This is a genomic window from Yoonia vestfoldensis DSM 16212, assembly GCF_000382265.1.
Taxonomy (GTDB): Bacteria; Pseudomonadota; Alphaproteobacteria; order Rhodobacterales; family Rhodobacteraceae; genus Yoonia; species Yoonia vestfoldensis.
In genome coordinates this window covers 109,197-132,328 of record NZ_KB907978.1, presented here as the reverse complement: position 1 = coordinate 132,328, position 23,132 = coordinate 109,197, and the positions used below count along the sequence as shown (strand labels likewise).

Genomic DNA, 23,132 nt, shown 5'->3' with positions numbered 1-23,132 from the left:
GATGCAGACGCCTGGCACGTATATCTCTGCGGTCGGCCATGTTGGTTTGATCGGCTGGCTCCTGCTTGGGTGGGGGATGCAATCGCAGCCGCTGCCCATGGAAGTCATGGATGTGTCCATCATGTCTGGCGAGGAATTCGAACAGATGATGGCGGCCCGCACGCCCGACCCCGGCGACGCGCCGCCCACCGCGCCCGTGCAGCCTGTCATCGAGGAAACGCCAGCGCCTCCTGTTGCCGAAACCCCGCCAGAGCCTGCGCCGCCGCCAGAACCCGTTGCGCCACCCGTTGTCGAGACACCGCCGCCGCCCGCGCCTGAAATTCCGCCTGCCGACGTGACAGATGCAGCGCCAGTGGCGCCGGTGCCCCCTGCCGAGCCTGTGCCCGCGCCCGACCTGCCGCCAAGCGATGACCCGACGCAGGCCCCCGCGAACCGGATCGCGTCGACCCCGACCGCGCCGCCGCCGCCCGACGCGGAGGTTTCCGACATCGCGCGCGAGGCTGTCGTGCCGGATGACACCGCGCCCGCCGAGGTCGCCGTGCCGGAACAAGAGGCCACGGCACCGGAACAGACCGCGACCGAGATTGTCATCGCGGATGAACGTCCGCGCGGCGCGGTCGAAACCTCGATCCGTCCTGTCGCGCGTCCAGCGCGCCCCGCGCCGCCCGCGCCCGAACAAGAAACAACGACCGCAGACCCCACGCCGGACCCCGCGCCGACACCCGCACCTGTCCCCGACACTAGCGATGCGGTCGCCGACGCGCTTGCCGCCGCTGTCGCAAGCAGTTCCGCCCCTGCCGTGCAGGCCGGCCCGCCTATGACCGGGGCCGAGCAAGAGAGTTTCCGCCTTGCGGTGAATAGTTGTTGGAACGTGGATCCCGGCTCTATGGCCTCGCTTGTCACTGTCGCCGTGGGCTTTGAACTGAACCGCGACGGAACAGTCGTGAACAACGAAGTGCGTTTGCTATCGTCTAGCGGTGACCAATCTGCGATCAATATTGCATTCGACGCGGCGCGCCGCGCGATCCTGCGCTGTCAACGTGGCGGATATCAGCTACCTGCTGACAAATATGACCAGTGGCGCGAAGTTGTGATTACATTCGACCCCAGCGGTATGCGATCAAGGTAAGTGAAAGACAGGTGCAGGCGGGCGGCGCGACGTGTATATGCCCCACTACGACGCAGAAAAGATGCTTACCGGGCGGGATGCCTGGCAGCGAAAGAGGCAGAGAAGATGAAAAGACTTTTGACGTTGCTGATCGCGCTGATGCTCGCGGGACCGGCGCTTGCGCAGGGTGGCCCGTTGCGACTGACGATCACGGATGGTGTGATCGAGCCGATCACCTTTGCGGTTCCGACATTCGAGGCTGAAAATCCGCAGGCCGGACAGCTTGCGTCCGATCTGACGCGCCTTGTCGCGCAGAACCTATCTGGCACCGGCCTGTTTCGCGAAGTGCCCGCGAACGCCTTTATCTCTCAGGTCAATTCCTTCGTGCAGCCGGTTGCCTTTGCCGATTGGCGCGCGGTGAATGCGCAGGCGTTGGTTGTGGGCGCGGTCAGTGTCAACGGCGATCAGGTCAATGTGAAATTCCGCCTGTTCGATATCTTCTCGGGGCAGGAACTGGGCAGCGGTCTGCAATTCGCCGGCACGACCGCAGGCTGGCGGCGCATGGGCCACAAAGTGTCCGATGCCGTCTATAGCCGGATCACCGGCGAAGGCGGTTATTTCGACAGCCGCGTGGTTTTTGTTGCCGAAAGCGGCCCTAAGGATAACCGCCTGAAACGGCTTGCGATCATGGATTACGATGGCGCCAATGTGCAGTTCCTGACCGACAGCAGCAATATCGTGCTGGCGCCTCGGTTCTCGCCGCGTGGCGATCAGGTGCTTTATACCAGCTTTGAGTCCGGTTTTCCGCGCATCAACCTGCTGGATGTGGCCAATGTCGGCCGCCGTCAGATCGCCACAGCCCCCGGCGAGATGTCGTTCAGCCCGCGGTTTTCGCGCGACGGGCGGCAGGTGATCTATAGCCTGTCCAACGGCGGGACGACCGATATCTACCGCACCGATCTGGACACCGGCCAGCATGTGCGCCTGACCGCCACACCCTCGATCGACACCGCGCCAAGCCTGTCGCCCGACGGGTCGCAGATCGTGTTCGAAAGCGACCGTTCCGGGACCCAGCAGCTTTACATCATGTCATCCTCGGGTGGCGACGCGCGCCGGATTTCCTTTGGCGAAGGCCGTTACAGCACGCCCGTCTGGTCGCCGCGCGGCGATCTGGTGGCCTTTACCAAGCAGAATGCGGGGCGGTTCCATATCGGCGTGATGCGCACCGACGGATCGGAAGAGCGTTTGCTGACCTCGTCTTTCCTAGACGAAGGGCCGACCTGGTCGCCCAATGGCCGCGTCATCATGTTCACTCGCGAAACGCAGGGTGCGGATGGGGCAAGCGCGCTTTACTCGGTTGATATTTCCGGCCGTAACCTGCGGGCAGTCCCGATCCAGAGCGCAGCCTCGGACGCGTCCTGGGGGCCATTGCAGCCGTGACCGGACGGCACGACCCGTTTCCAGACCGCTGGCACCATGCTATACTGATGAAAATGAGCAGATAAACAGGATCACCCCATGAAGATGATGACAAAGGCGACAGTTTTGCTTTTGGTGCTGGCAACCGCGGCCTGTACCAACCCGAACCGGTTTGGCGCAGGTGGCGTCGGCGGTGCCGGGGGGGCAGGCGCGGATGGCTTTGGTGCCAACGCCGGGATGGCAGGGTCCGCCAGCGACCCGCGCAGCCCGATGTTCTTCAATCAGACAATCGGTGACCGTGTCCTCTTTGCGGTCGATCAGTCGACGATCAGCCCCGAAGGCCGCACCATCCTTGACGGGCAGGCGCAATGGCTGCTGACCAATGCCGATTACCGCGCCGTCATCGAAGGCCATGCCGATGAACAGGGCACGCGCGAATACAACCTCGCCCTGGGTTTCCGCCGCGCCAATGCGGTGCGCGAATATCTTGTGTCGCGCGGCGTGCCGTCGTCCCGTCTTGAAGTGACGAGCTATGGCAAGGAACGCCCGATCGAGGTTTGCTCGAACGAGGCCTGCTATTCCCAGAACCGCAGGGCTGTGACGGTCTTGTCCTTTTCGGCGCTGACAAGCTGATCCAGACCGGGGGCCGATGATGCTGCACCGAATTCTTGCTGTTTGTGCCGTTCTTGCGGCCCCTTTGCCCGCTTTTGCGCAGGATCAGACGCTGGCGGACATCCGCCAGCAATTGACGGCGCTTTACATCGACGTGCAGCGCCTGCGCACTGAATTGTCCACCACGGGCGGGCTGTCGAGCGGTGTTGCCGGGGCGACCCCGCTTGATCGGCTGAATGCAATCGAGGCGGAATTGCAGCGCCTTACCTCAAAAGCGGAAGAGCTGGAATTCCGGGTCAATCGTATCACGGTGGACGGCACGAACCGCATCGGCGATCTGGAATTCCGGCTGTGCGAACTGGAACCCAATTGCGACATCGCGAACCTTGGCGACACGCCGTCGCTGGGTGGTGTCGACAATTCGGCAGGTGTGCCTGTCGCCAACCCTCCGCCTGTGACAGGCGGCCCTGCCGTCGCAATCGGTGAACAGGACGACATCCGGCGGGCGCAGGAGGCGCTCGCCTCGGGTGACTTTCGCGGCGCCGTGGATCAGCTATCGACCTTTGCCACGACCTATCCGGGAAGCCCGCTAGCGCCCGAAGCCGCGTTCATCCGCGGTCAGGCGCTGGAAGGATTGGGCGAGAACACCAGCGCCGCGCGCGCGTTTCTGGAATCCTTTTCAGCCGATCCGGCAGGCCAGCGTGCGCCCCAATCGCTGTTCCGGCTTGGTGCGTCCCTTGGGGCGATCGGCCAGACGCAGGATGCCTGCCTGACACTGGCCGAGGTAAACGTGCGTTTCCCGAATGACCCCGCTGTCAATGACGCCCGCCTGGCGATGCAAAATCTGGGATGTCAGTAAAGCGCCACCAACCGCAATGCGCCCCCGGATTCGTTGCGCTTTTGCAAGGCGGCACCCCGGTCGGGCTTGCGGTGTCGGGGGGCGGCGATTCGATTGCTCTGCTGCATCTGGCCGCTGCGATCGGCGGTCGGATCAGCGTCGCGTCGGTCGATCATGGGCTGCGGGCGTCGTCTGCCGACGAATGCGCGATGGTGGCGGATATCTGCGCAGGCTACGGGCTGCCACACCAGACCTTGCGCTGGACCGGCTGGGACCGGCGCGGAAACCTTCAGGATCAAGCGCGCAAGGCGCGGTACGGGTTGCTGGGCAACTGGGCGCGGGCACAGGGGATTGCGGACATTGCGCTTGGCCATACCGCAGACGATCAGGCGGAAACAATCATCATGGCGCTGGTGCGTGGTGCGGGGGTGGACGGCTTGGCTGGCATGGCCCCCGTCACCGCGCGCGATGGTCTGCGTTTTCACCGCCCGCTGTTGGACGTGACACGGGACGCGCTGCGCGCCCATCTGACCGCGCGGGGGCATCTCTGGTGCGACGACCCTTCCAACGACGACCCGCGCTACGAGCGGATCAGGATCAGGCAGGCCGCAGGCGCTCTGGCTGATCTTGGGCTGACGCCGCAGGCCTTGGGGCAGGTTGCGCAGAACATGGGTGCGGCAGCGGCGGCGCTTGACCGTCAGACCGGCGATCTGTCGCGCGCCTACCTGCTGCACCAGCACGGTGACGTGCTGATCACGCTGCCGCTGCAGGCCCTGTCGCAGGAACAGGCGCGCCGTCTGGTGCTGGCTGCGATGGGGCAGGTCAACCGGCATCTCGCTGCGCCGCGCCGTGACGAACAGCTCCGCCTGATGCGGACCTTGCTGGATGGGCAAGGGACGACGCTGGGCGGTTGCCTGCTGAGCTTTGAAGGTCCTGTGCTGCGCGTCAGCCGCGAACCGAAGGCTGTTGCAGACTTGATTTTGCCCACGGATGCGATTTGGGACGGGCGCTGGCGCCTGTCGGGACCGCATGCGCCCGACCTTGCCTTGGGCGCGCTGGGGGCGGGGATCGATCTCTGCCCCGACTCGCGGGACACTGGGCTGCCGCGCCGGTCATTGCAGGCAACCCCCGCAGTCTGGCGCGCCGATGCGCTGATTTCCGCGCCTTTGGCTGGTTTTGGCGCAGGTTGGTCAGCGCAGATTGTCGCGGAATAGCGCTGCGCACGGCTTTGCGCATTGAAGATCGGCGGTTTGTCCCTATTCTAATGATAACCACACAGGCACGAGTCTGTCGCCTGTTTGACGATGTGATAGGAGTCCCCCTTGGGTAACGCACGCAACATGGTCTTTTGGGTCGTCATGTTCTTGATGGTCCTGGCCTTATTCAACCTGTTCAGCAGCCCCGCCAGCACGACCGGCGGCGATGCGCGCAGCTTTTCCACCTTCGTTGAAGCCGTCCAATCCGGCCGCGTGACCGATGCCGTGATCGACGGCGAAAGGGTGCGCTATTCCGAAGGCGGGCGGAACTATACGACCATCGCGCCATCGGATGCGGAAATCACCAATCTGCTGATCGGCGCCAATGTCCCGTTCGAGGCCCGCAGCCAGGAAACATCGGTGTTCCAGTCGTTCCTTGTCAGCTTGCTGCCGTTCCTTTTGCTGATCGGTGTCTGGGTCTATTTCATGAACCGGATGCAGGGCGGCGGCAAAGGCGGGGCGATGGGGTTCGGCAAATCCAAAGCCAAGCTCTTGACCGAGAAATCGGGCCGCGTGACGTTTGATGATGTCGCGGGCATCGACGAGGCCAAGGAAGAACTGGAAGAGATCGTCGAATTCCTGCGCAACCCGCAAAAGTTCAGCCGTCTTGGCGGCAAGATCCCCAAAGGCGCGCTGCTTGTCGGCCCTCCGGGCACCGGTAAGACGCTGCTTGCGCGCGCCATCGCGGGCGAGGCAGGCGTGCCGTTCTTCACGATCTCGGGCTCTGACTTTGTGGAAATGTTCGTCGGTGTCGGCGCATCCCGTGTGCGCGACATGTTCGAGCAGGCGAAAAAGAACGCTCCTTGCATTGTCTTCATCGACGAAATCGACGCCGTTGGCCGCGCCCGTGGTGTCGGCATGGGCGGTGGCAACGACGAACGCGAACAGACGCTGAACCAGCTTCTGGTCGAAATGGACGGGTTCGAGGCCAACGAAGGCGTCATCATCGTCGCCGCCACCAACCGGCGCGACGTGCTTGACCCTGCCTTGCTGCGTCCGGGTCGTTTCGACCGTCAGGTCACGGTTCCGAATCCCGACATCAAGGGCCGCGAAAAGATCCTTGGCGTGCATGCGCGCAAGGTTCCCTTGGGCCCTGATGTCGATCTGCGGATCATCGCGCGCGGCTCGCCCGGGTTTTCCGGCGCGGATCTGGCGAACCTCGTGAACGAGGCCGCGTTGATGGCCGCGCGTGTCGGTCGGCGGTTCGTCACCATGATCGATTTCGAATCGGCCAAGGACAAGGTGATGATGGGTGCTGAACGCCGGTCGATGGTGATGACAGCCGAGCAAAAGGAAATGACCGCCTATCACGAGGCGGGCCACGCGATCGTGGGCATCAAGCTGCCGAAATGCGACCCTGTCTACAAGGCGACAATCATTCCGCGCGGCGGTGCGCTGGGCATGGTGATGAGCCTGCCGGAAATGGACCGTCTGAACATGTTCAAGGACGAATGCCACCAGCGTCTTGCGATGACGATGGCGGGCAAGGCGGCCGAGATCATCAAATACGGCCCCGATTCCGTCAGCAACGGCCCTGCCGGTGACATCCAGCAGGCCAGCCAGCTGGCCCGCGCGATGGTGCTGCGCTGGGGGATGTCCGACAAGATCGGCAACATCGATTATGCCGAAGCGCATGAAGGCTATCAGGGCAACACCGCTGGTCTCTCGGTATCGGCCGATACCAAGGTCATGATCGAGGAAGAAGTCCGCAGGTTCATTCAGGACGGTTATGACCTGGCCTACAAGGTCATCACCGAAAAGAAGGAAGAGTTCGAACGGCTGGCACAGGGCTTGCTCGAATACGAGACCCTGACCGGCGATGAGATCAAGCGCGTCATGGCGGGTGAACTGCCACATGCGACGGACGACAAAGGCGGCACCCCGCCGTCTGCCGGGTCGTCGGTGACGGCGATCCCCAAGACCAAGCCGAAAAAGCCGCGCGCGCCTGACGGCGGGCTGGAACCAGAACCTTCGGTCTGACACACCAAACGCCGCCCCACGGGGCGGCGTTTTGCATTGCTGCTCCGGCCCCTGCGGGGCCGGATGCCTCCGGCGGGGATATTTTTTCTCGGAAGATGGGTTGTCTTTTTGCGCCGCGCGCGGCCAATGTTGCGCAGCATCAGGAGATCGGCCATGCCCGCGTTGAAGAAGACAGAGATCATCGGCGAAGTTGTCTGGCTGGGTCTTGTGCCGGACCGTGATGTCGCCCTGACATCCGTTGCTGTGCGGGAGGCGGAACTGACCTATGCGGGTATCCCCGGCGAGGCGCATGGTGGCCTGACCCGCCCGTCCTGTTCGCGCGTGATCAGCCAGCATCCACGCGGCACCGAAATCCGCAACGTGCGCCAGCTCTGCGTCATGTCCGCAGAAGAATTGGCGCAGATCGCCGCCGCTTGCGGGCTGGGCGATCTTGATCCGGCCTATGCGGGTGCGTCGCTGGTGGTGCGCGGCATTCCCGATTTCACGCATCTGCCGCCGTCGTCGCGCCTGCAGTTTCCGGACGGATCGGTGATTGTCGTCGACATGGAAAACCAGCCTTGCCATCTGCCTGCCAAGGCGATCAACGCCGACCATCCGGGGGCGGGCGACCGGTTCAAGGCGGCGGCCAAGGACAGGCGCGGCGTGACCGCATGGGTCGAACGCGAAGGCCATGTGCGGGTGGGGGACACCGTGACGTTGCATGTGCCCGGCCAGCGCGGCTGGAATCCCTGAAGTTATCGCTTTGGACCATCGACAGGGTCAGCACAGGAAAGATCACATGGCCGTCACATCCGACATCGAGATCGCCCGCGCCGCGACCAAGCGCCCCATTCAGGAAATCGGCGCAAAGCTGGGGATCGAAAGCGCCGATCTGGTGCCTTACGGCCATGACAAGGCCAAGGTCAGCCAGCGCCTGATCGACGCCGTGCAGGACCGCCCTGATGGCAAGCTGATCCTTGTCACCGCGATCAACCCCACGCTCGCAGGCGAAGGCAAGACGACGACGACCGTGGGTCTGGGTGACGGGCTGAATGCGATCGGCAAAAAGGCGGTGGTCTGTATCCGCGAGGCGTCGCTCGGCCCATGCTTTGGCATGAAGGGTGGGGCGGCAGGCGGTGGCTATGCGCAGGTGATCCCGATGGAGGATATGAACCTGCATTTCACCGGCGATTTCCACGCCATCACATCCGCGCATAACCTGCTGGCCGCGATGATCGACAACCATGTCTATTGGGGCAACAGTCTTGATATCGACATCCGCCGTGTCGTCTGGCGGCGTGTCATGGATATGAACGACCGCGCCCTGCGCCAGATAACCGTATCGCTGGGCGGCGTGCGCAACGGTTTCCCGCGCGAGACGGGGTTCGACATCACAGTCGCGTCCGAGGTGATGGCGATCCTCTGTCTGGCCCGCAACCTGGCCGATCTGCAACAGCGGCTGGGCGATATCATCGTGGCCTACCGTCGCGACAAGACGCCTGTGACCTGCCGTGACCTCAAGGCGGATGGCGCGATGACGGTGCTGCTCAAGGATGCGCTACAGCCCAACCTGGTGCAGACGCTGGAAAACAACCCCGCCTTTGTGCATGGCGGGCCATTCGCCAATATCGCGCATGGCTGCAATTCGGTGACGGCGACGACGACCGCGCTGAAGCTTGCGGATTACGTCGTGACCGAGGCGGGGTTCGGGGCCGACCTGGGTGCTGAGAAATTCATGAACATCAAATGCCGCAAGGCGGGCATCGCGCCATCCTGCGTTGTCGTCGTGGCCACAGTGCGCGCGATGAAGATGAACGGCGGTGTCCCCAAGGCCGATCTGGGGGCCGAGAATGTCGCCGCAGTGCAGGCGGGCTGCGCCAACCTTGGCCGCCATATCGCCAATGTGACATCCTTTGGTGTGCCGGTGGTCGTTGCGATCAACCATTTCGTCACCGATACAGAGGCCGAGGTTGAGGCTGTGAAAGCCTATGTCGCGTCCCAAGGGGCGGAGGCGATCCTGTGTAAACACTGGGCGCAGGGGTCGGCGGGGATCATCGACCTTGCCACCCGCGTGGCCGAGATCGCGGATGCGGGCGGGGCCAGTTTCGCGCCGACCTATCCCGATGACCTGCCGCTGTTCGACAAGATGCAGACCATCGCGCAAAAGATCTATCGCGCGGATGGCGTTGTGGCTGATGACAGGATCCGTGACCAGCTGCGGCAATGGGAAGATCAGGGATACGGCCATCTGCCCGTCTGCATGGCCAAGACGCAATACAGCTTTACCACCGATCCCGAAAGGCGCGGCGCGCCTACGGGGTTCACCATTCCCGTGCGCGAGGTCCGGCTAAGTGCGGGGGCCGGTTTCATCGTCGCCATCTGCGGCGAGATCATGACGATGCCGGGCTTGCCCAGCGTGCCTGCAGCTGAATCGATCATGCTCAATGACGATGGCCAGATCGAAGGGTTGTTCTGAGGCGGCTTGTCCTGTTGTCATCGGGTCGTCCACGGCGTATCCGGCAAGCGGGCCGAGGCAAAGAGGACCGGACGTGAAGACACCGCAGGATTGCAACGATATGGCCGACATCCGGCACGAGATCGACCGGATCGACGCCGAGCTCGTGCGGACACTGGCCGAACGCGCTGCCTATATCGACCGCGCGGCGGCGATCAAGGCTGTGGCAGGTCTGCCCGCCCGCATCACCCCCCGCGTGGAAGAGGTGGTGGCGAATGTGCGCGGTCATGCAAAGGCACAGGGCCTGTCGCCTGATCTGGTCGAGGCGCTTTGGCGGCAGTTGATCGACTGGTCGATCGCGCGCGAGGAAACCCGGCTTGGGCCGGACAGCGACAGGAAAGATATCCGATGACGGCTCAAGTTCTGGACGGCAAGGCCTTTGCGGCCAAGCTGCGGGTGACCATCGCGGGTCACGTGGCGGGTTTGAAAAAGGATCACGGCATTGTGCCGGGGTTAGCCGTTGTGCTGGTGGGCGAGGATCCTGCTAGTCAGGTCTATGTCCGCAACAAGGGCAAGATGACGGTCGAGGTGGGGATGCACAGTTTCGAGCATCGCCTGCCTGACACTACGTCAGAGGCCGATCTGCTGGCGCTGATTGCGGAACTGAACGCCGATCCGGCGGTGCATGGCATCCTTGTGCAGCTGCCGCTGCCCGGGCATCTGAACAGCGATCTGGTGATCAACAGCATCGATCCGGCCAAGGATGTGGACGGGTTCCATATCTCGAACGTGGGGCTTTTGGGGACGGGGCAGAAAGCGATGGTGCCGTGCACGCCTTTGGGTTGCCTGATGCTGCTCCGCGATCATCACGGGTCTTTGGCGGGCAAACATGCGGTGGTGATCGGGCGGTCCAATATCGTGGGCAAGCCAATGGCGCAGTTGTTGCTGGGCGACAGCTGCACCGTCACCATCGCGCATAGCCGCACGGCTGACCTGCCCGCGATGGTCCGGCAGGCGGATATCGTCGTGGCCGCCGTTGGCCGCGCGCGCTTGGTGCAGGGCGATTGGATCAAGCCAGGGGCGACGGTGATCGACGTGGGCATCAACCGGATCGCCACCGATGATGGCGGCACGCGGTTGGTGGGGGATGTGGATTATGACAGCTGCGCTGCCGTGGCAGGCGCGATCACGCCGGTGCCGGGCGGGGTCGGGCCGATGACGATTGCCTGCCTGCTGGCCACTACCGTGACCGCCTGTTGTCGCGCCAATGGGCTGGCGGAGCCCGAGGGGCTGACCGTCTGATCCGCCTGCTGCGCAGACGGAGCCTCTGGCGGGGATCACGTCAAATCGCGCTTGCGCGAATTGACGCGCTCGGAAGATGATGAAGGTCACGCCAATGGTACGGCCAGCGCCTTGTGCCCTGTCAGGATCGCCAAGGCGCGCGGGCCGACCAGCTGGCGGATCACGGGCGACATGCAATCAAGTCCGCCGGTATAGGCGCCATAGGCGGGCATGATGATGCGTGTGGCATCGACGACGAAGGCGGGGCGGCTGCGGCCAGCCAGCCGGTGCTTGGGGTGGTAATGGCCTGACACCTCGGCGGTGGCGCTGGTCGCGATATGGCGGAAGGTCAGCGCGCCCACCTGCAGCTGTGCCAGATGGGTGCCGCCCAGATCGACGGGGCCGGGGTCGTGGTTGCCTTCGATCCAGACCCATTTGCGGCCTGCCTGCAGGCTGGTCAGCCGGAGGCGCATGTCATCGCCGAGGCTGTCGGCTGCGGCCAGATCGTCGAAACTGTCGCCAAGGCAGATCACCTGCCGCGGGTCCGTCGCGGCAATGTCGGAGGCGAGTCTGTCCAGCGTTTCCTGCACCTCGTAGGGCGGCAGCATCACGCCGCTGCGGCGCGCGATCCGGTCGGATTTACCCAGATGCAGGTCGGACACGCAGAGCATTGCATCATCGGGTAGCCATAGAGCGCCGGAAGGCAGCGCTTGGCATCGCGTGCCGCAAAAGGAGAAGGAATGGCTGTTCATGCAATGTTCTTTGCCGATTTGCCGCGCCTTCGCAAGGTTCAATCCGCGGGCATTCCGATCTTGGCCATAAGCGCCGCGGCTTCATCCTCCATCAGCCGCTCGCGCCCGGCACCGGCCAGTGCGATACGCCCCTGTTCGAGGAAAAGCGGCAGGGCGAGCGGCGTCACCCTGTCGAGCACGACATGGTCGACGCGTCCTGCGGTGCGCTGCAACATTTCCTCGATCCTGCCGAAATCCACCAGACCGCGCAGCGCCTCTTCGCGCGTGATTTGCAGCATCAGGTGGTCGGGGTCGTATTTCGCCAAGGTGTCATAGAGGATGTCGGACGAGAACGTCGCCTGCCTCCCCGATTTGCGCGCGTGGGGCAGGTTGCGTTCGATCAGTCCAGCGATGGTGGCGGCACCTCGGAAGGTGCGCTTCATCACGGCATTGCCGGACAGCCAGGTTTCAAATCCCGCACGCAGATCGGGCGCACGAAACAGCGGGGCAGGGTCGGTCACAGCCTCCAGCCCCCAGATCAGCGTCGCGTAGTCGGTGGCGACGAAACCCAAAGGGTGCAGGCCCAACTCTTCCATACGTTGGGTCAGCAGCATGCCCAGCGTCTGCATCGCGTTGCGCCCGGCGAACCCGTAGACGCAGATATGCTGGCGGCCTTCATGGGGAAAGCTTTCGACCAGAATCCGGTCAGCCTCGGGCAGTTTGGAATAGCGGCGTTGCAACCCCAGCCATTCGGCAGTGTGGGCCGGCAGGCCGGGCCAGTCGTCCTGCGCGAACATGCGCAGGATACGTTGCGACAATTGGGTGGAATTGGCGAACTTCGTGCCCATGAAAGTCGCGATCTTAGGGGTCTTGGTGGCGTCACGCGATACTTCGACGGTCATTTCGCGCAGGCCCTCATAGCGGACGATCTGGCCACCGATCAGGAACGTGTCGCCTTGGGTCAGCGTCGCGGCAAAGGATTCCTCGACCTCGCCCAACGGTTTGAAGTTGCCTTTCATGCGGACCTTCAGCGTGTCGGTGTCCTGGATCGTGCCGATATTCATGCGGATGCGCAGCGCCGCGCGCGGGTCGCGCAATCGCCATTTGCTATCGGTGGTCTGGAGCAGGCGCTTCCACCGGTCATAGGCGCGCAGGGCATAGCCGCCCGTGGCGCAGAAATCGAGGCAGGCGTCGAAATCAGCGCGCGTCAGCCCTGCATAGGCCCCCACGCTGCGGACCTCTGCGAACAGATCATCGGCGTGGAACGGCCCCGCGCACGCCGTGATCAGGATATGCTGGCAGAGCACGTCGCGTGGGCCAGCACCTTTGGGGTCGCCGTCAAGGTCGTGGGCTTGCACGGCCTCCAATGCGGCGACACATTCGACCACTTCGAACCGGTTGGCAGGCACCAGCAGCGCCTTGGACGGCGCGTTATAGCGGTGGTTGGCGCGCCCGATCCGCTGCACCAGACGTTTCACGTTCTTGGGTGCGCCGACCTGAATGACCAGATCGACATCACCCCAGTCGATGCCCAAATCCAGACTGCCGGTGCAGACGATGGCGCGCAGTTGGCCTGCAACCATCGCGGATTCCACACGTTCGCGCTGTTCGCGGGCAAGACTGCCGTGGTGGATGCCGATGGGCAGGTCGTCGGTATTGGCGAGCCACAGGTTGTGAAAGAAAATCTCGGCCTGCGCGCGGGTGTTGTGAAAGATCAGCGTGGTCTTGTGCTGTTTCACTGCCTCCAGCACGGCGGGGATGGCATAGGTGGCACCGCCACCTGCCCAAGGCGGCGGTGCATCGGTCTGCAGCATCGCGATATCGGGGGCAGGGCCGGGATCGGCCAGCAGGATCGGGCAGGGGTCGGGGTGGCGTGCCAGCATGCGCGCGATGGCGGGCGGATCCTCGACCGTGGCGGACAGGCCGACGCGGCGCAGGCCGGGGGCCAGCGTCTGCAAGCGGCTGAGCGCCAGCATCAACTGGTCGCCCCGTTTACTTTCGGCAAGCGCGTGGATTTCATCGACGATCACCCGTTGCAGCCCCGCAAACATGCGTGGTGCGTCCTCGTAGCTGACCAGCAGCGCCAGCGATTCGGGCGTTGTCAGCAGGATATGCGGCGGGTCAGCGCGCTGGCGGCGTTTCTGGGTATAGGATGTGTCGCCGGTGCGATCCTCGATCCTGATCGGCAAGGCCATGTCATCTACCGGGGTGCGCAGGTTGCGTTTGATATCCGCCGCCAGCGCCTTGAGCGGCGAGACATAGAGCGTGTGCAGTCCCTGATGCGTGCCATCCGCCAGTTCCGCAAGGCTGGGCAGGAACCCTGCCAGCGTCTTGCCCCCGCCTGTCGGCGCGATCAGCAACAGGGCGGGGTCGCCCGCACGGTCCAGCATCGCCTGCTGATGCGGATGCACCGACCAGCCGCGCGCGGCGAACCAGTCGTGAAATATCGCTGGCAGGTGGCGCGTGGCGGCCGGCATGGCAATCCCAATGAAAAAGGCTTCCTCTTAGGTAGGGGGAAGCCTTTGGAATGCAAAGAGCGGTGGCGGCCTAGCGCACGATGTCTTCTTCCTTGACGAACATGTTCGCCCAGGCCCGGTCGACCAGTTCGGGCGACATCTGATAGGGGATGCCTTCGAATTCGCAGATCGAGATCATCTGGTCGATCAGGAACACCGGCTGGTAGTTCGCATAGACGTTGTCGATTTCGGGGTAGCGCACGTTCAGCAGATGGACCAGCGTGTCTTCGTCCAGCGGCATCTTGCGCTTGCGCGCGACCATGGCGAAAATCTTGAGGTAGTCTTCCTGATTGGGGCCGTCGATCTTGATCTTGTAGAAAATCCGGCGCAACGCCGCCTTGTCGAAGATCGCATTGGGGTGGAAGTTGGTCGAGAACACGACCAGCGTGTCGAACGGCACTTCGAATTTCTCGCCCGATTGCAGCGCCAGAATATCCTTGTTCTCTTCCAGTGGCACGATCCAGCGGTTGACCAGCGTCTGCGGTGGTTCCGCTTGGCGGCCAAGGTCGTCCACGATGAAGATGCCGCCGGTGGATTTCAGCTGCAATGGCGCCTGATAGGTCCGCGCGGTCGGGTTGTAGACAAGGTCGAGCATCGACAACGACAATTCACCGCCCGTGATCACCGTTGGCCGTTCGCAGCGCACATAGCGCGTGTCGAACCTGCCTGATGTGCGGCGCAGGCTGTTGGGATCGTCGACATCGTCTTCGGCGGCGGAATGCACGATCGGGTCATAAACGGTGATGACCTGACCGGAATATTCGATCGCGCGCGGCACATAGATCTTGTCCCCCAGCGCATCCCTGATCCCGTTCGAGATCGAGGATTTCCCGTTGCCGGGCGGGCCATACATCAGGATCGACCGCCCCGCGCTGACGGCAGGGCCGAGGTTTGACAGCAGATCCTCGGGAAGGACCAGATGGCCCATCGCGGTGGTCAACTGTTCGCGGGTGATCTGGATGTTGCGGATCGACTGGCGCTTGATCTGTTCGGCATAGACCGACAGCGGCACCGGCATCGGGCCGTAATATTCGGACTGGTGCAGCGCATCCAGCGCGCGGGCGCGGCCGGTGTCGGTCAGCCGATAACCCATTTCATTGCCGTTGTTGGCGTTCAGCGTGCCTGTCGCCTCGAGCAGCAATTGGCCGCGCGCCATATCGACCAGTTCCTGCGTCACCGATACAGGCAAACAGACCGCGCGGCTGATCAGCGATACCTGATCAAGGTTCATGCGGAACATCGTCTTGATCAGGATGTCCCGCATCATGGCCATCGGCAGCAGCATCGCACCAAGGCTACGCGGTGCGGGTGGTGCCATGACACTCGAAGCTTGCACGTTCATTTGTTCTGCCTATCCGATGGAATCCTGAGCCGTAGCTTATCCGGCCTCAATTCTCAGTCTACAGTGTATTATGGCGAAATCGTGAACAAAGATGTGCCAGTCCAAGGCATCGCGCAAAGCTTCAGCGATAGATTGCGATCAGTGCCAGATAAAACACCAAAGTCATCGACAGCGGAAAGCCCATCGGAAACCGTCTGCCTGTCGTCCAACTCTCCCAATGCGGCACCATCCGGCGTATCGGGCTGATCCGCGCGATCCGATGGGTCACAAGCCCTGCCATCAGGCAGGCCGCGAACAAGGGCAGAATCAATGGCAGATCATCCGTGGCCATGAAGGGTGCGGCACCCGCCATGAATTTCGCATCCCCCGCGCCAAGCAGGCGCAGCACGTTCAGCAGAAAACCTGCCACCAGCACGACGACCAGATGGGTCCAGTGCCACAGGTATTGCGTGAAGGGCAGGGCGATCAGCCCAAGCACGGCAAAGCTGATCACCAGCGCATAGACCGCGATATTGGGGATTTTCATCCGCTGCATATCGCTCCACGCGACATAGACGGCGATCGGTACGACCGCCGGCAGGAACCAGTATGCAGCGTAGGCGGTCAGTCCCATCAGATCAGTTCACAACGTTGTTTTCGAGCGCCTCCAAGGCGCGCACTGCGGCCTCGAAATATTGTGGATGGGTGTTGATCGCATCGTTCAACAGCGATTTGCCGATGGTGACATCGTTCTGCTTGATCGCGGTCAGGGCCATCGTGTGCAGCAATTGCGCGCGTTCGACCTGCGTCATGGTCACGACGGGGATCGCATAATTGCGCTGCGCCCCGCGCGCCAGAACAAGGTTGTTCTTGGCTGTGAACATCCCCGGATTGAACCGCAAGGCGTCTGCAAACAGCCGTTCCGCTGCCGGGTAGTCGCCGCGCGTCAGTTTTGAAAAGCCCCAGTTGTTGTAGACTGGCGCCGGACGGGTCGTCAGGCCGACGGCTGTTTCATAGAAACTGTCGGCCTTGTCCCATTGCTGGCGGCTATCGGCGACCATCGCTTCGAGGCGATACCGTTCAAAGGTTTCAAAGGTCGGCGGGATCGTGTTCAGCGTTGCTGCGGCATCGTCCCACAAGTTACCCCGGATGTATGCATCGGCCAGCTCAACGCGATCCTCGTTGTTTGATTCAGGATGCGAGATGACGGTTTGCCAGGCGGCGACCGCTTCGGTGGTGCGACGGGCCCGCACAAGCGACGTCGCCAACCCGCGTTGCAGGTCGATCCTGCCGGGATCATTGTTGCTGGCATTCGCGAAATAATTCACGGCCTCGTCAGGATCTCCGACGGTCAACATCACATCGTTCAGGTTGGTTTCGTCAACGACGTTGAGGTCTTTCAGCGCCTGCTCGACTTGGGCGTCGCCTGATCTATCACATGCGGACAGCACGACGGCCGCCGCACAAAGCGTCAGAAAAATAGGGTGGCGCATGTTTCTGCGTCCTTTTGCTGCTCTGCCTACAGATCCGACATCAACACGAAATCGCCCGCACCGCGCCGGATCAGATTAAAGTTCTGCACTTCCTCTACCACATTATCGCCGGAATCGTCGAGATTTGCGAGAGATAAGCGCAAGTTGTCGCGAATTTCGTCCGAATTGCCATTATCTGCGGCAAAGGCGCGACGGAATGCCTCGCTCGCTTCGCCGACCTGGCCACGTTCCATCAAAACGACGCCCAGATTGTTCCATGCAGGAGGAAATGTCGCGTCCTCTTCGACGGCGCGGCGTAGCCAGCGTTCCGCCTGCCCCAAGCGTCCCAGATTGAGATTGGCCGATCCGATGGCCGACATCGTGTCCACGTTCAGACCCTGCTGCACGGCGGCGCGATTGTAAGCCTTCAGCGCAAGATCATATTCGCCAGCCGCCATCAGCCGATGACCGACGATCAGTCCGTCGATATCGCTCATCCCGGCGACGCCCGGTGCGAAAGTGCCATCACTGGAACGGTTAAGACCGCCTGACCCGCAGGCGGCCATGATGACCAACGCAAGGGCAGCGATGCCCGGTGTCATTCGCATTGCGCCTTCAGCCCCCGAGGTTGACTGCGATCGAATAGATCGACGGCCCGATCAGGATCGCCATCAGGGGCGGCACCGTCAGCATCATCGTGGCAAGGGTCATTTTGGTTGGCAGCTTGTTGGCGGCTTCTTCGGCGCGCATGACGCGCTTGTCACGCATCTCGGATGCATAGACCCGCAGCGCATCCGAGATCGACGTGCCGAATTGTGCCGATTGCACCATCACGGTCACGAAACTGGAAATGTCAGGCACGCCGCAGCGTTCCGCCATATCCTTGAGAACGGTTGTCTTGTCCTTGCCGGCCTTCGATTCCTGGCTGACGATCTCGAATTCTTCGGCAAGCTCTGGAAAGCCCGTGCGCAATTCATTCGACACACGCACGATGGACTGATCAAGCGATTGTCCGGCCTCGACGCAAACCAGCATGAGGTCCAGCGAATCGGGAAATGCGTTGACGATGGCCTGTTTGCGTGTCTCGACACGCCGCGTCACCCAGTATTTCGGGAACAGATAGCCGATGCCCCCCGGTATCAGGATCATCATGATCAGACCTTGCGTTTCCACTGTCCGCTGCGACATCTGGATCATCGCATAGATACCGCCACCAACCAATCCGGCGATCCCAAGGGCGAATTGCAGAAAGTGGTAGATCCGCACGGCATTCTTGCCGCGATAGCCGGCCTGTAAAAGCTTGAGCTTGATCGCGGAATATTCTTCGGCGTTTTGCGGTTCCAGAAACGTCGAATACTTTTCGAGTTTGTCCTTGCTGGATGCCGCGCGCAGCTTTTCGGTCTTGTCCTTCTTGCCGGTCGGTCGGCTCGCGGCTTTCAGCCGGTCAAGCGGGTCCTCTTCGCGCCTGAGAAAGACCGGCAAGGTCAGCAGCACCATGAGCAGCCCCAGAAGGCCGACGACCATCAGGGGGCCGAACGGACCAAGGACGTTGATGATGGCGGTTTGGATCGCTTCCATTGATTGTCCCTCAGACTTTGATATCGGTCAGCGCGCGCATCACGATCAGGTTCAACACCAGAAAGGTCGCAACGACAAAACACGCGGGAATGAACAGCGGGCTTTGCATGACCTCGTCGAAATAATCGGGCCGCACGACGTTGATGCCGATCAGCGCGAGGATTGGAAACCCCGACAACAGTTTTCCCGACCATTTCGCCTCGGCGGTGATGGCATTGACCCGCCGGAACAGGCGGAACCGGGCCCGGATCACCTTGGCCAGACCGTCCAGAATTTCGGCAAGGTTCCCGCCCGACGATTGCTGGATGGTCACAGCCACGGCAAGAAACCGCAAATCCTGATTGTCGAGCCGTTCGGCCATCGCCTTGAGCGTCTCACCCATGTCACGCCCATAGGCGGTTTCGTCAGCGATGATGCCCATCTCGGTACCAAGCGGGTCGGGGACTTCCTTGGCGACGATGTTGATCGCGCTCGAAAATGGATGGCCCACGCGCAACGACCGCACCATCAGTTCGACCGCATCCGGTAGCTGTTCTGCGATCAGGTTCATCCGCTGCGTGGCCTTGCGATTGATCCAGACATAGACCCCGCCGACGCCCATCAGCAGGCTGACAAGAATGCGGACCGGCGGTGCAACGGCCGTAAAGACCGTCAGCATAAGAAAGGCCGCAACGCTGACAGCTACCATCACCATGATGATCTGGACCGGCGTGAACGCGATATTCGCTTTCTGGGCCTTGTTCGCAAGCAACGAATAGATCGGAATGCTTTGCGACTTCATATGCTGCGTCATCTCCTTGCGGAGTTGATCAAGAACCTGTTCGCGGTTGCCGCCCTTGTCGAGCATTTCAAGGCGGCGATTGACCTTGCCGTCCATGCTGATCGACTTGCCGAAAATTACAAGATAGGCGCCTTGCACGAGCGCCAGCACGGCAACGAAGATCAGAACATAGATGACTGGTTCAATGGAAATCATGTTGTCTACTCCGCGACCATGGGTTCAAAGATCGCCGGCGGCAGATCGTAGCCCCACAGCTTGAAGCGTTCGGAAAAGTGGCTGCGCACGCCAGTCGCCGTGAAATGGCCGATGATCTTGTTGTCGGGGGTCAGGCCGACACGCTGATAGCGGAAAATTTCCTGCATCGAGATCACGTCGCCTTCCATCCCGGTGATTTCCGTGATCGACGTCATGCGGCGCGACCCGTCCTGCAGGCGCGACGCCTGCACGATCAGGTTCACAGCCGAGGCGATCTGGCTGCGCATCGCCTTGATCGGCATCTCGATACCGGCCATTGCGATCATGTTTTCCAGACGGCTGACACCGTCGCGGGCAGAGTTGGCGTGGATCGTTGTCATCGACCCGTCGTGGCCCGTGTTCATGGCCTGCAACATGTCGATCACTTCCTCGCCGCGGGTTTCCCCCACGATGATCCGGTCAGGGCGCATCCGCAGGGCGTTTTTCAGACAGTCGCGCTGCGACACGCCGCCCTTGCCTTCGACGTTGGGCGGGCGGCTTTCCATCCGGCCCACATGGGTCTGTTGCAGTTGAAGTTCGGCGGTGTCTTCGATTGTCAGGATGCGTTCGGCATCGTCGATGAAGCCCGACAGCGCGTTCAGCGTCGTTGTTTTACCAGAACCCGTACCGCCTGACACGATGATGTTCAGACGGGTTGACACAGCGGCCTGCAGATAGGCGGCCATTTCCTCAGTGAAGGCACCAAAGCGGACCAGATCCTCGATCCCGAGCTTGTCCTTTTTGAATTTCCGGATCGACACCAGCGATCCATCCACCGCGATCGGCGGGACCATGGCGTTGAAACGCGACCCGTCTGCAAGACGGGCGTCGACATAGGGGTTGCTTTCGTCAACGCGACGACCCACGGCCGACACGATCTTGTCGATGATGCGCAACAGGTGGCGTTCGTCCTTGAACGTGACATCGGTCAGTTCAAGCTTGCCGTTGCGTTCCACAAAAATCTGCTGCGGGCCGTTGACCAGAATATCGTTGACCGTGTCGTCTTTGAGCAGGGTTTCCAACGGGCCAAGGCCCGTCACCTCGAAAAAGAGATCCTGGCTGAGCGTCTGGCGTTCGTCCCGGTTCAGGACGACGCCCATTTCTTCGAGCGTTTCGTTGGCGATCGCGTTGATTTCTGTCCGCAATTCCTGTTCTGTCGCGGTTTCGAGCGCTGCAAGGTTGAGATTTTCCAAAAGCGCCTTGTGCAGGTCGAGCTTGAGTTCCTGCAAACGGTCCTTGCGGCGCTTGTCTTTGTCACCTGGGCCTGGCTCGGCGGGGCGACGCGCGGGCATGGTTTTCATCAGGGACTGGCGCGCGTCCTCGGCTTTGGGCGCGACGGCAACGGGCCTCGGGCCGCCTGCCTGTGCCGAACCTGCGGCACCGGGCAGAGGAACGCTTGGTTTTTTGTACTTTGAAAACATGGTTCGCCTCTTATGCTTTGGCGTCGGCGGCAGCGGCCATATTGACCTCGTGCACCGACTTCGCAAGTTTCATGATTTCTTTGCGCAACGGGTTCTTTGCATTGCCTTCGGCCAGCGGCGTGCCGTGGTCGGCGCTTTGCATGACGACTTTGCCGCCATCCGGCATCAGCACTTCGATCGAGATCCCAAGGCTTTCCGCCAGACGCTTCACCCTGCTCTTGCCGTTCAGGTCCGTAAAGCCCGGCGCGCGGTTCAGGATGAAACGGATCTTTTCGAACGGCAGATCTTCGGACTGGAGCGCGCGTTTCAGGCGCAGGGTGTTCTGGGCGGACCGCATTTCCAGTTCGATCATCGCGAAATAGACATGGGCGGCTTCCAACACGGTCTGCGACCATTCGACCATCGTGGATGGCATGTCGATCACGACATAGTCGAAATTGACCCGGGCCATTTCGATCACGCGGGTAATGTCGGCGGGCGAAATCATGTCGAGCGGGATCATGTCTGTCGGCGAGGTCAGCACATGCAGCTTGTCGCCATAGGTCAACAAGGCCTGCATGAAACTTTCGGCATCCATCGCCGCGGTATCAGTCAGCATTTCCAGAACCGATTCGCGGCGCGGCAGATCCAGATAGGTCGAGGCCGTGCCAAATTGGAAATCCAAGTCGATCAGGCAGACCTTGGGCGGGTCTTTCGGATCGATGTTCGCCAATTCCCACGCCAGGTTGACGGCAAGCATCGTGGCACCCGTGCCCCCGGCCAACCCGTGAACAGGAATGACCACACCGGATTTGTCGCCTGTGGCCTTGAACTTCGCATTGCCGCCCGATGACTGGACAGAGTCGTCGATGGTCAGGACCCGTTCGATCGCGCGGGCCAGCTCGTTTTCAGGGAGAGGGTAGGGCACGAATTCATCGCCGCCTTCGCGCAGCAACTTGTGCAGGGCACCAGGGCTGAGGTCTTCGGCAATCAGGATAACCTTGATCCGCGCGGCTTTGGCTGCGGCGATGATTTCGGACACACGGTCAAGGTTATCCTCGTCCTGCGAATCCATGGCGATAGTGACGAATTGGAGCGCACGCGCCTCGGGTTGGGCCAGAAAGGCCGCCGCATCCTCAAAGCTCAGATCGCCCCACGAATCACCGAGAGCCGATTCCATGTCTTCGATCAAAAGATCGAAAATCTGCACATCACGGCTGATGGTGCAGGCAACGATCGGCGGTGGGTCGTGTTGAACGACCGGGCTCGTGCTCATAGTGTTCGTCCTCGGTTATTTCTTGCAGATTTCCCACGGCATAGAAGGACCGACCGCTGCAACCTGCCACACAATGGCCATGCAGGCGACAGTATAGTGGTTGTTCCTAAATGTGGGGGGGAATCGTGTCGAGATTTGGACCAAAACATCGTCATTGTGCGGAATTTTGCGACGATCTTGTCAAATATCACGGAGTGTTTACGCCGGACGATGCCGGCGTAAACAAATTCGGTCGGGCTTAGCCCCCGGTTCCTGTCGCGATAGCACCCTGTTGTACTGTCGTTATGGGGGCGGCGCTGACAACATATTCGCGGAACACAACCGCGGCATACTTGCCGTTCAACAGCATCGGGCTCGTTTCCACGAAGCCTGACACTTCGGTCACCGTGCGCCGGTTGCGGCGTTCGGGTTCTGGTGTCTGGATCAGTGGCTGGGTTTGTCCAAACGAAACAACAGCTTCCAGACGGTCGCGGCTGATGCCTTGGGTCGTCAGATACGCGACGACAGCCTGCGCACGGCGTAAACCAAGGTTGCGGTTATACGCGGCAGAGCCAACAAGATCGGTATGACCGAAGACCTTGAAGCGGACTTCGGGGAACTGGCGGATCCAATCGGCCTGCTGGCGCAGCGTTGCTTGTGCGTCAGCGTCCAGCACGGCCGAATCGAATTCGAAGTTCACCATCGCATCGACGTCCGCATTAAAGCGACGCGCCAAGTTGATCGTATAACCCTGCTGGCCCGATTGCACCAAGGCGTTGTTCATGGTGGCGTTGCCGAAATCGCCCTGATCAATCTCCGCGCCCGCTTCAGAGAAGAAGGACGAGAAAGTAGGGTCGGATGGACCGCAGGCGGACAGTGTAGCTGCGACAAGCGCAGTCGTCATATAGAGTTTCAT

General features: G+C 61.8%; 21 protein-coding genes. 10 read left to right on the top strand and 11 right to left on the bottom strand.

What is annotated here, in order from left to right; genetic code table 11:
• Nucleotide 1 precedes the first annotated feature (1 nt).
• From tolA to folD, 10 genes are all read left to right on the top strand, one after another.
• On the top strand, nucleotides 2-1,129 hold the full coding sequence (tolA, locus tag H147_RS0107705) for a cell envelope integrity protein TolA (protein WP_019954779.1): 1,128 nt from the start codon (nucleotides 2-4) through the stop codon (nucleotides 1,127-1,129).
• Nucleotides 1,130-1,234: 105 nt separating this feature from the next.
• Entirely contained in the window at nucleotides 1,235-2,548 is a 1,314-nt protein-coding gene (gene tolB, locus H147_RS0107700; protein ID WP_019954778.1) for a Tol-Pal system beta propeller repeat protein TolB, read from the top strand.
• A 78-nt stretch (nucleotides 2,549-2,626) separates the two neighbouring features.
• Nucleotides 2,627-3,160, top strand: a complete 534-nt coding sequence (gene pal, locus H147_RS0107695; RefSeq protein WP_019954777.1) for a peptidoglycan-associated lipoprotein Pal — start codon at nucleotides 2,627-2,629, stop codon at nucleotides 3,158-3,160.
• 16 nt (nucleotides 3,161-3,176) lie between these two features.
• Nucleotides 3,177-3,998: a tol-pal system protein YbgF gene (ybgF, locus tag H147_RS0107690; protein WP_019954776.1), complete on the top strand. Its 822-nt coding sequence runs from the start codon at nucleotides 3,177-3,179 to the stop codon at nucleotides 3,996-3,998.
• The gene (gene tilS / locus H147_RS0107685) at nucleotides 3,989-5,191 is read left to right on the top strand and encodes a tRNA lysidine(34) synthetase TilS (protein WP_019954775.1); all 1,203 of its coding nucleotides are present in this window, start codon (nucleotides 3,989-3,991) and stop codon (nucleotides 5,189-5,191) included. The genes ybgF and tilS overlap by 10 nt, the downstream gene beginning before the upstream one ends.
• Nucleotides 5,192-5,299: 108 nt before the next feature.
• Nucleotides 5,300-7,213 (top strand): ATP-dependent zinc metalloprotease FtsH, encoded by a 1,914-nt coding sequence (gene ftsH / locus H147_RS0107680; RefSeq protein ID WP_026352353.1) that lies wholly within the window; start codon nucleotides 5,300-5,302, stop codon nucleotides 7,211-7,213.
• Between the two features lie 153 nt (nucleotides 7,214-7,366).
• Nucleotides 7,367-7,945 carry an MOSC domain-containing protein gene (locus H147_RS0107675; protein ID WP_026352352.1) on the top strand — a complete coding sequence of 193 codons (579 nt, stop codon included), beginning with the start codon at nucleotides 7,367-7,369 and terminating at the stop codon, nucleotides 7,943-7,945.
• 46 nt (nucleotides 7,946-7,991) lie between these two features.
• Complete coding sequence (locus H147_RS0107670) at nucleotides 7,992-9,668, top strand: formate--tetrahydrofolate ligase (RefSeq protein WP_019954772.1); 1,677 nt, start codon at nucleotides 7,992-7,994, stop codon at nucleotides 9,666-9,668.
• 73 nt (nucleotides 9,669-9,741) lie between these two features.
• Nucleotides 9,742-10,059, top strand: a complete 318-nt coding sequence (locus H147_RS0107665) for a chorismate mutase (protein WP_026352351.1) — start codon at nucleotides 9,742-9,744, stop codon at nucleotides 10,057-10,059.
• Entirely contained in the window at nucleotides 10,056-10,949 is an 894-nt protein-coding gene (gene folD / locus H147_RS0107660; RefSeq protein WP_019954770.1) for a bifunctional methylenetetrahydrofolate dehydrogenase/methenyltetrahydrofolate cyclohydrolase FolD, read from the top strand. Before H147_RS0107665 ends, folD begins: the two co-directional genes overlap by 4 nt.
• 86 nt (nucleotides 10,950-11,035) lie before the next feature.
• Here folD and pdeM read toward each other — a convergent pair whose 3' ends face one another.
• The 11 genes from pdeM to H147_RS0107605 all read right to left on the bottom strand — a co-directional run bounded on the left by pdeM (nucleotide 11,036) and on the right by H147_RS0107605 (nucleotide 23,132).
• Nucleotides 11,036-11,680, bottom strand: a complete 645-nt coding sequence (pdeM, locus tag H147_RS0107655; protein ID WP_026352350.1) for a ligase-associated DNA damage response endonuclease PdeM — start codon at nucleotides 11,678-11,680, stop codon at nucleotides 11,036-11,038.
• Nucleotides 11,681-11,718: 38 nt separating this feature from the next.
• Nucleotides 11,719-14,136, bottom strand: coding sequence for a ligase-associated DNA damage response DEXH box helicase (locus tag H147_RS0107650; protein WP_019954768.1), 2,418 nt, complete (start codon nucleotides 14,134-14,136; stop codon nucleotides 11,719-11,721).
• A gap of 70 nt (nucleotides 14,137-14,206) precedes the next feature.
• Nucleotides 14,207-15,517, bottom strand: a complete 1,311-nt coding sequence (locus H147_RS0107645) for a DUF8689 domain-containing protein (RefSeq protein ID WP_026352349.1) — start codon at nucleotides 15,515-15,517, stop codon at nucleotides 14,207-14,209.
• Nucleotides 15,518-15,638: 121 nt separating this feature from the next.
• Nucleotides 15,639-16,130, bottom strand: coding sequence for a prepilin peptidase (locus tag H147_RS0107640; RefSeq protein WP_019954766.1), 492 nt, complete (start codon nucleotides 16,128-16,130; stop codon nucleotides 15,639-15,641).
• Nucleotides 16,131-16,134: 4 nt separating this feature from the next.
• Nucleotides 16,135-16,989: a tetratricopeptide repeat protein gene (locus tag H147_RS0107635; protein WP_019954765.1), complete on the bottom strand. Its 855-nt coding sequence runs from the start codon at nucleotides 16,987-16,989 to the stop codon at nucleotides 16,135-16,137.
• Nucleotides 16,990-17,015: 26 nt separating this feature from the next.
• A complete protein-coding gene (locus H147_RS0107630; protein WP_019954764.1) occupies nucleotides 17,016-17,570 on the bottom strand; it encodes a tetratricopeptide repeat protein in 555 nt (184 codons plus the stop codon).
• A 13-nt stretch (nucleotides 17,571-17,583) separates the two neighbouring features.
• The gene (locus H147_RS0107625) at nucleotides 17,584-18,546 is read right to left on the bottom strand and encodes a type II secretion system F family protein (protein WP_019954763.1); all 963 of its coding nucleotides are present in this window, start codon (nucleotides 18,544-18,546) and stop codon (nucleotides 17,584-17,586) included.
• A gap of 10 nt (nucleotides 18,547-18,556) precedes the next feature.
• Nucleotides 18,557-19,522 (bottom strand): type II secretion system F family protein, encoded by a 966-nt coding sequence (locus H147_RS0107620; protein WP_019954762.1) that lies wholly within the window; start codon nucleotides 19,520-19,522, stop codon nucleotides 18,557-18,559.
• A gap of 5 nt (nucleotides 19,523-19,527) precedes the next feature.
• Complete coding sequence (locus H147_RS0107615) at nucleotides 19,528-20,982, bottom strand: TadA family conjugal transfer-associated ATPase (RefSeq protein WP_019954761.1); 1,455 nt, start codon at nucleotides 20,980-20,982, stop codon at nucleotides 19,528-19,530.
• 10 nt (nucleotides 20,983-20,992) lie between these two features.
• Entirely contained in the window at nucleotides 20,993-22,237 is a 1,245-nt protein-coding gene (locus H147_RS0107610) for a CpaE/TadZ family protein (RefSeq protein WP_019954760.1), read from the bottom strand.
• Between the two features lie 238 nt (nucleotides 22,238-22,475).
• A complete protein-coding gene (locus H147_RS0107605) occupies nucleotides 22,476-23,132 on the bottom strand; it encodes an OmpA family protein (protein ID WP_019954759.1) in 657 nt (218 codons plus the stop codon).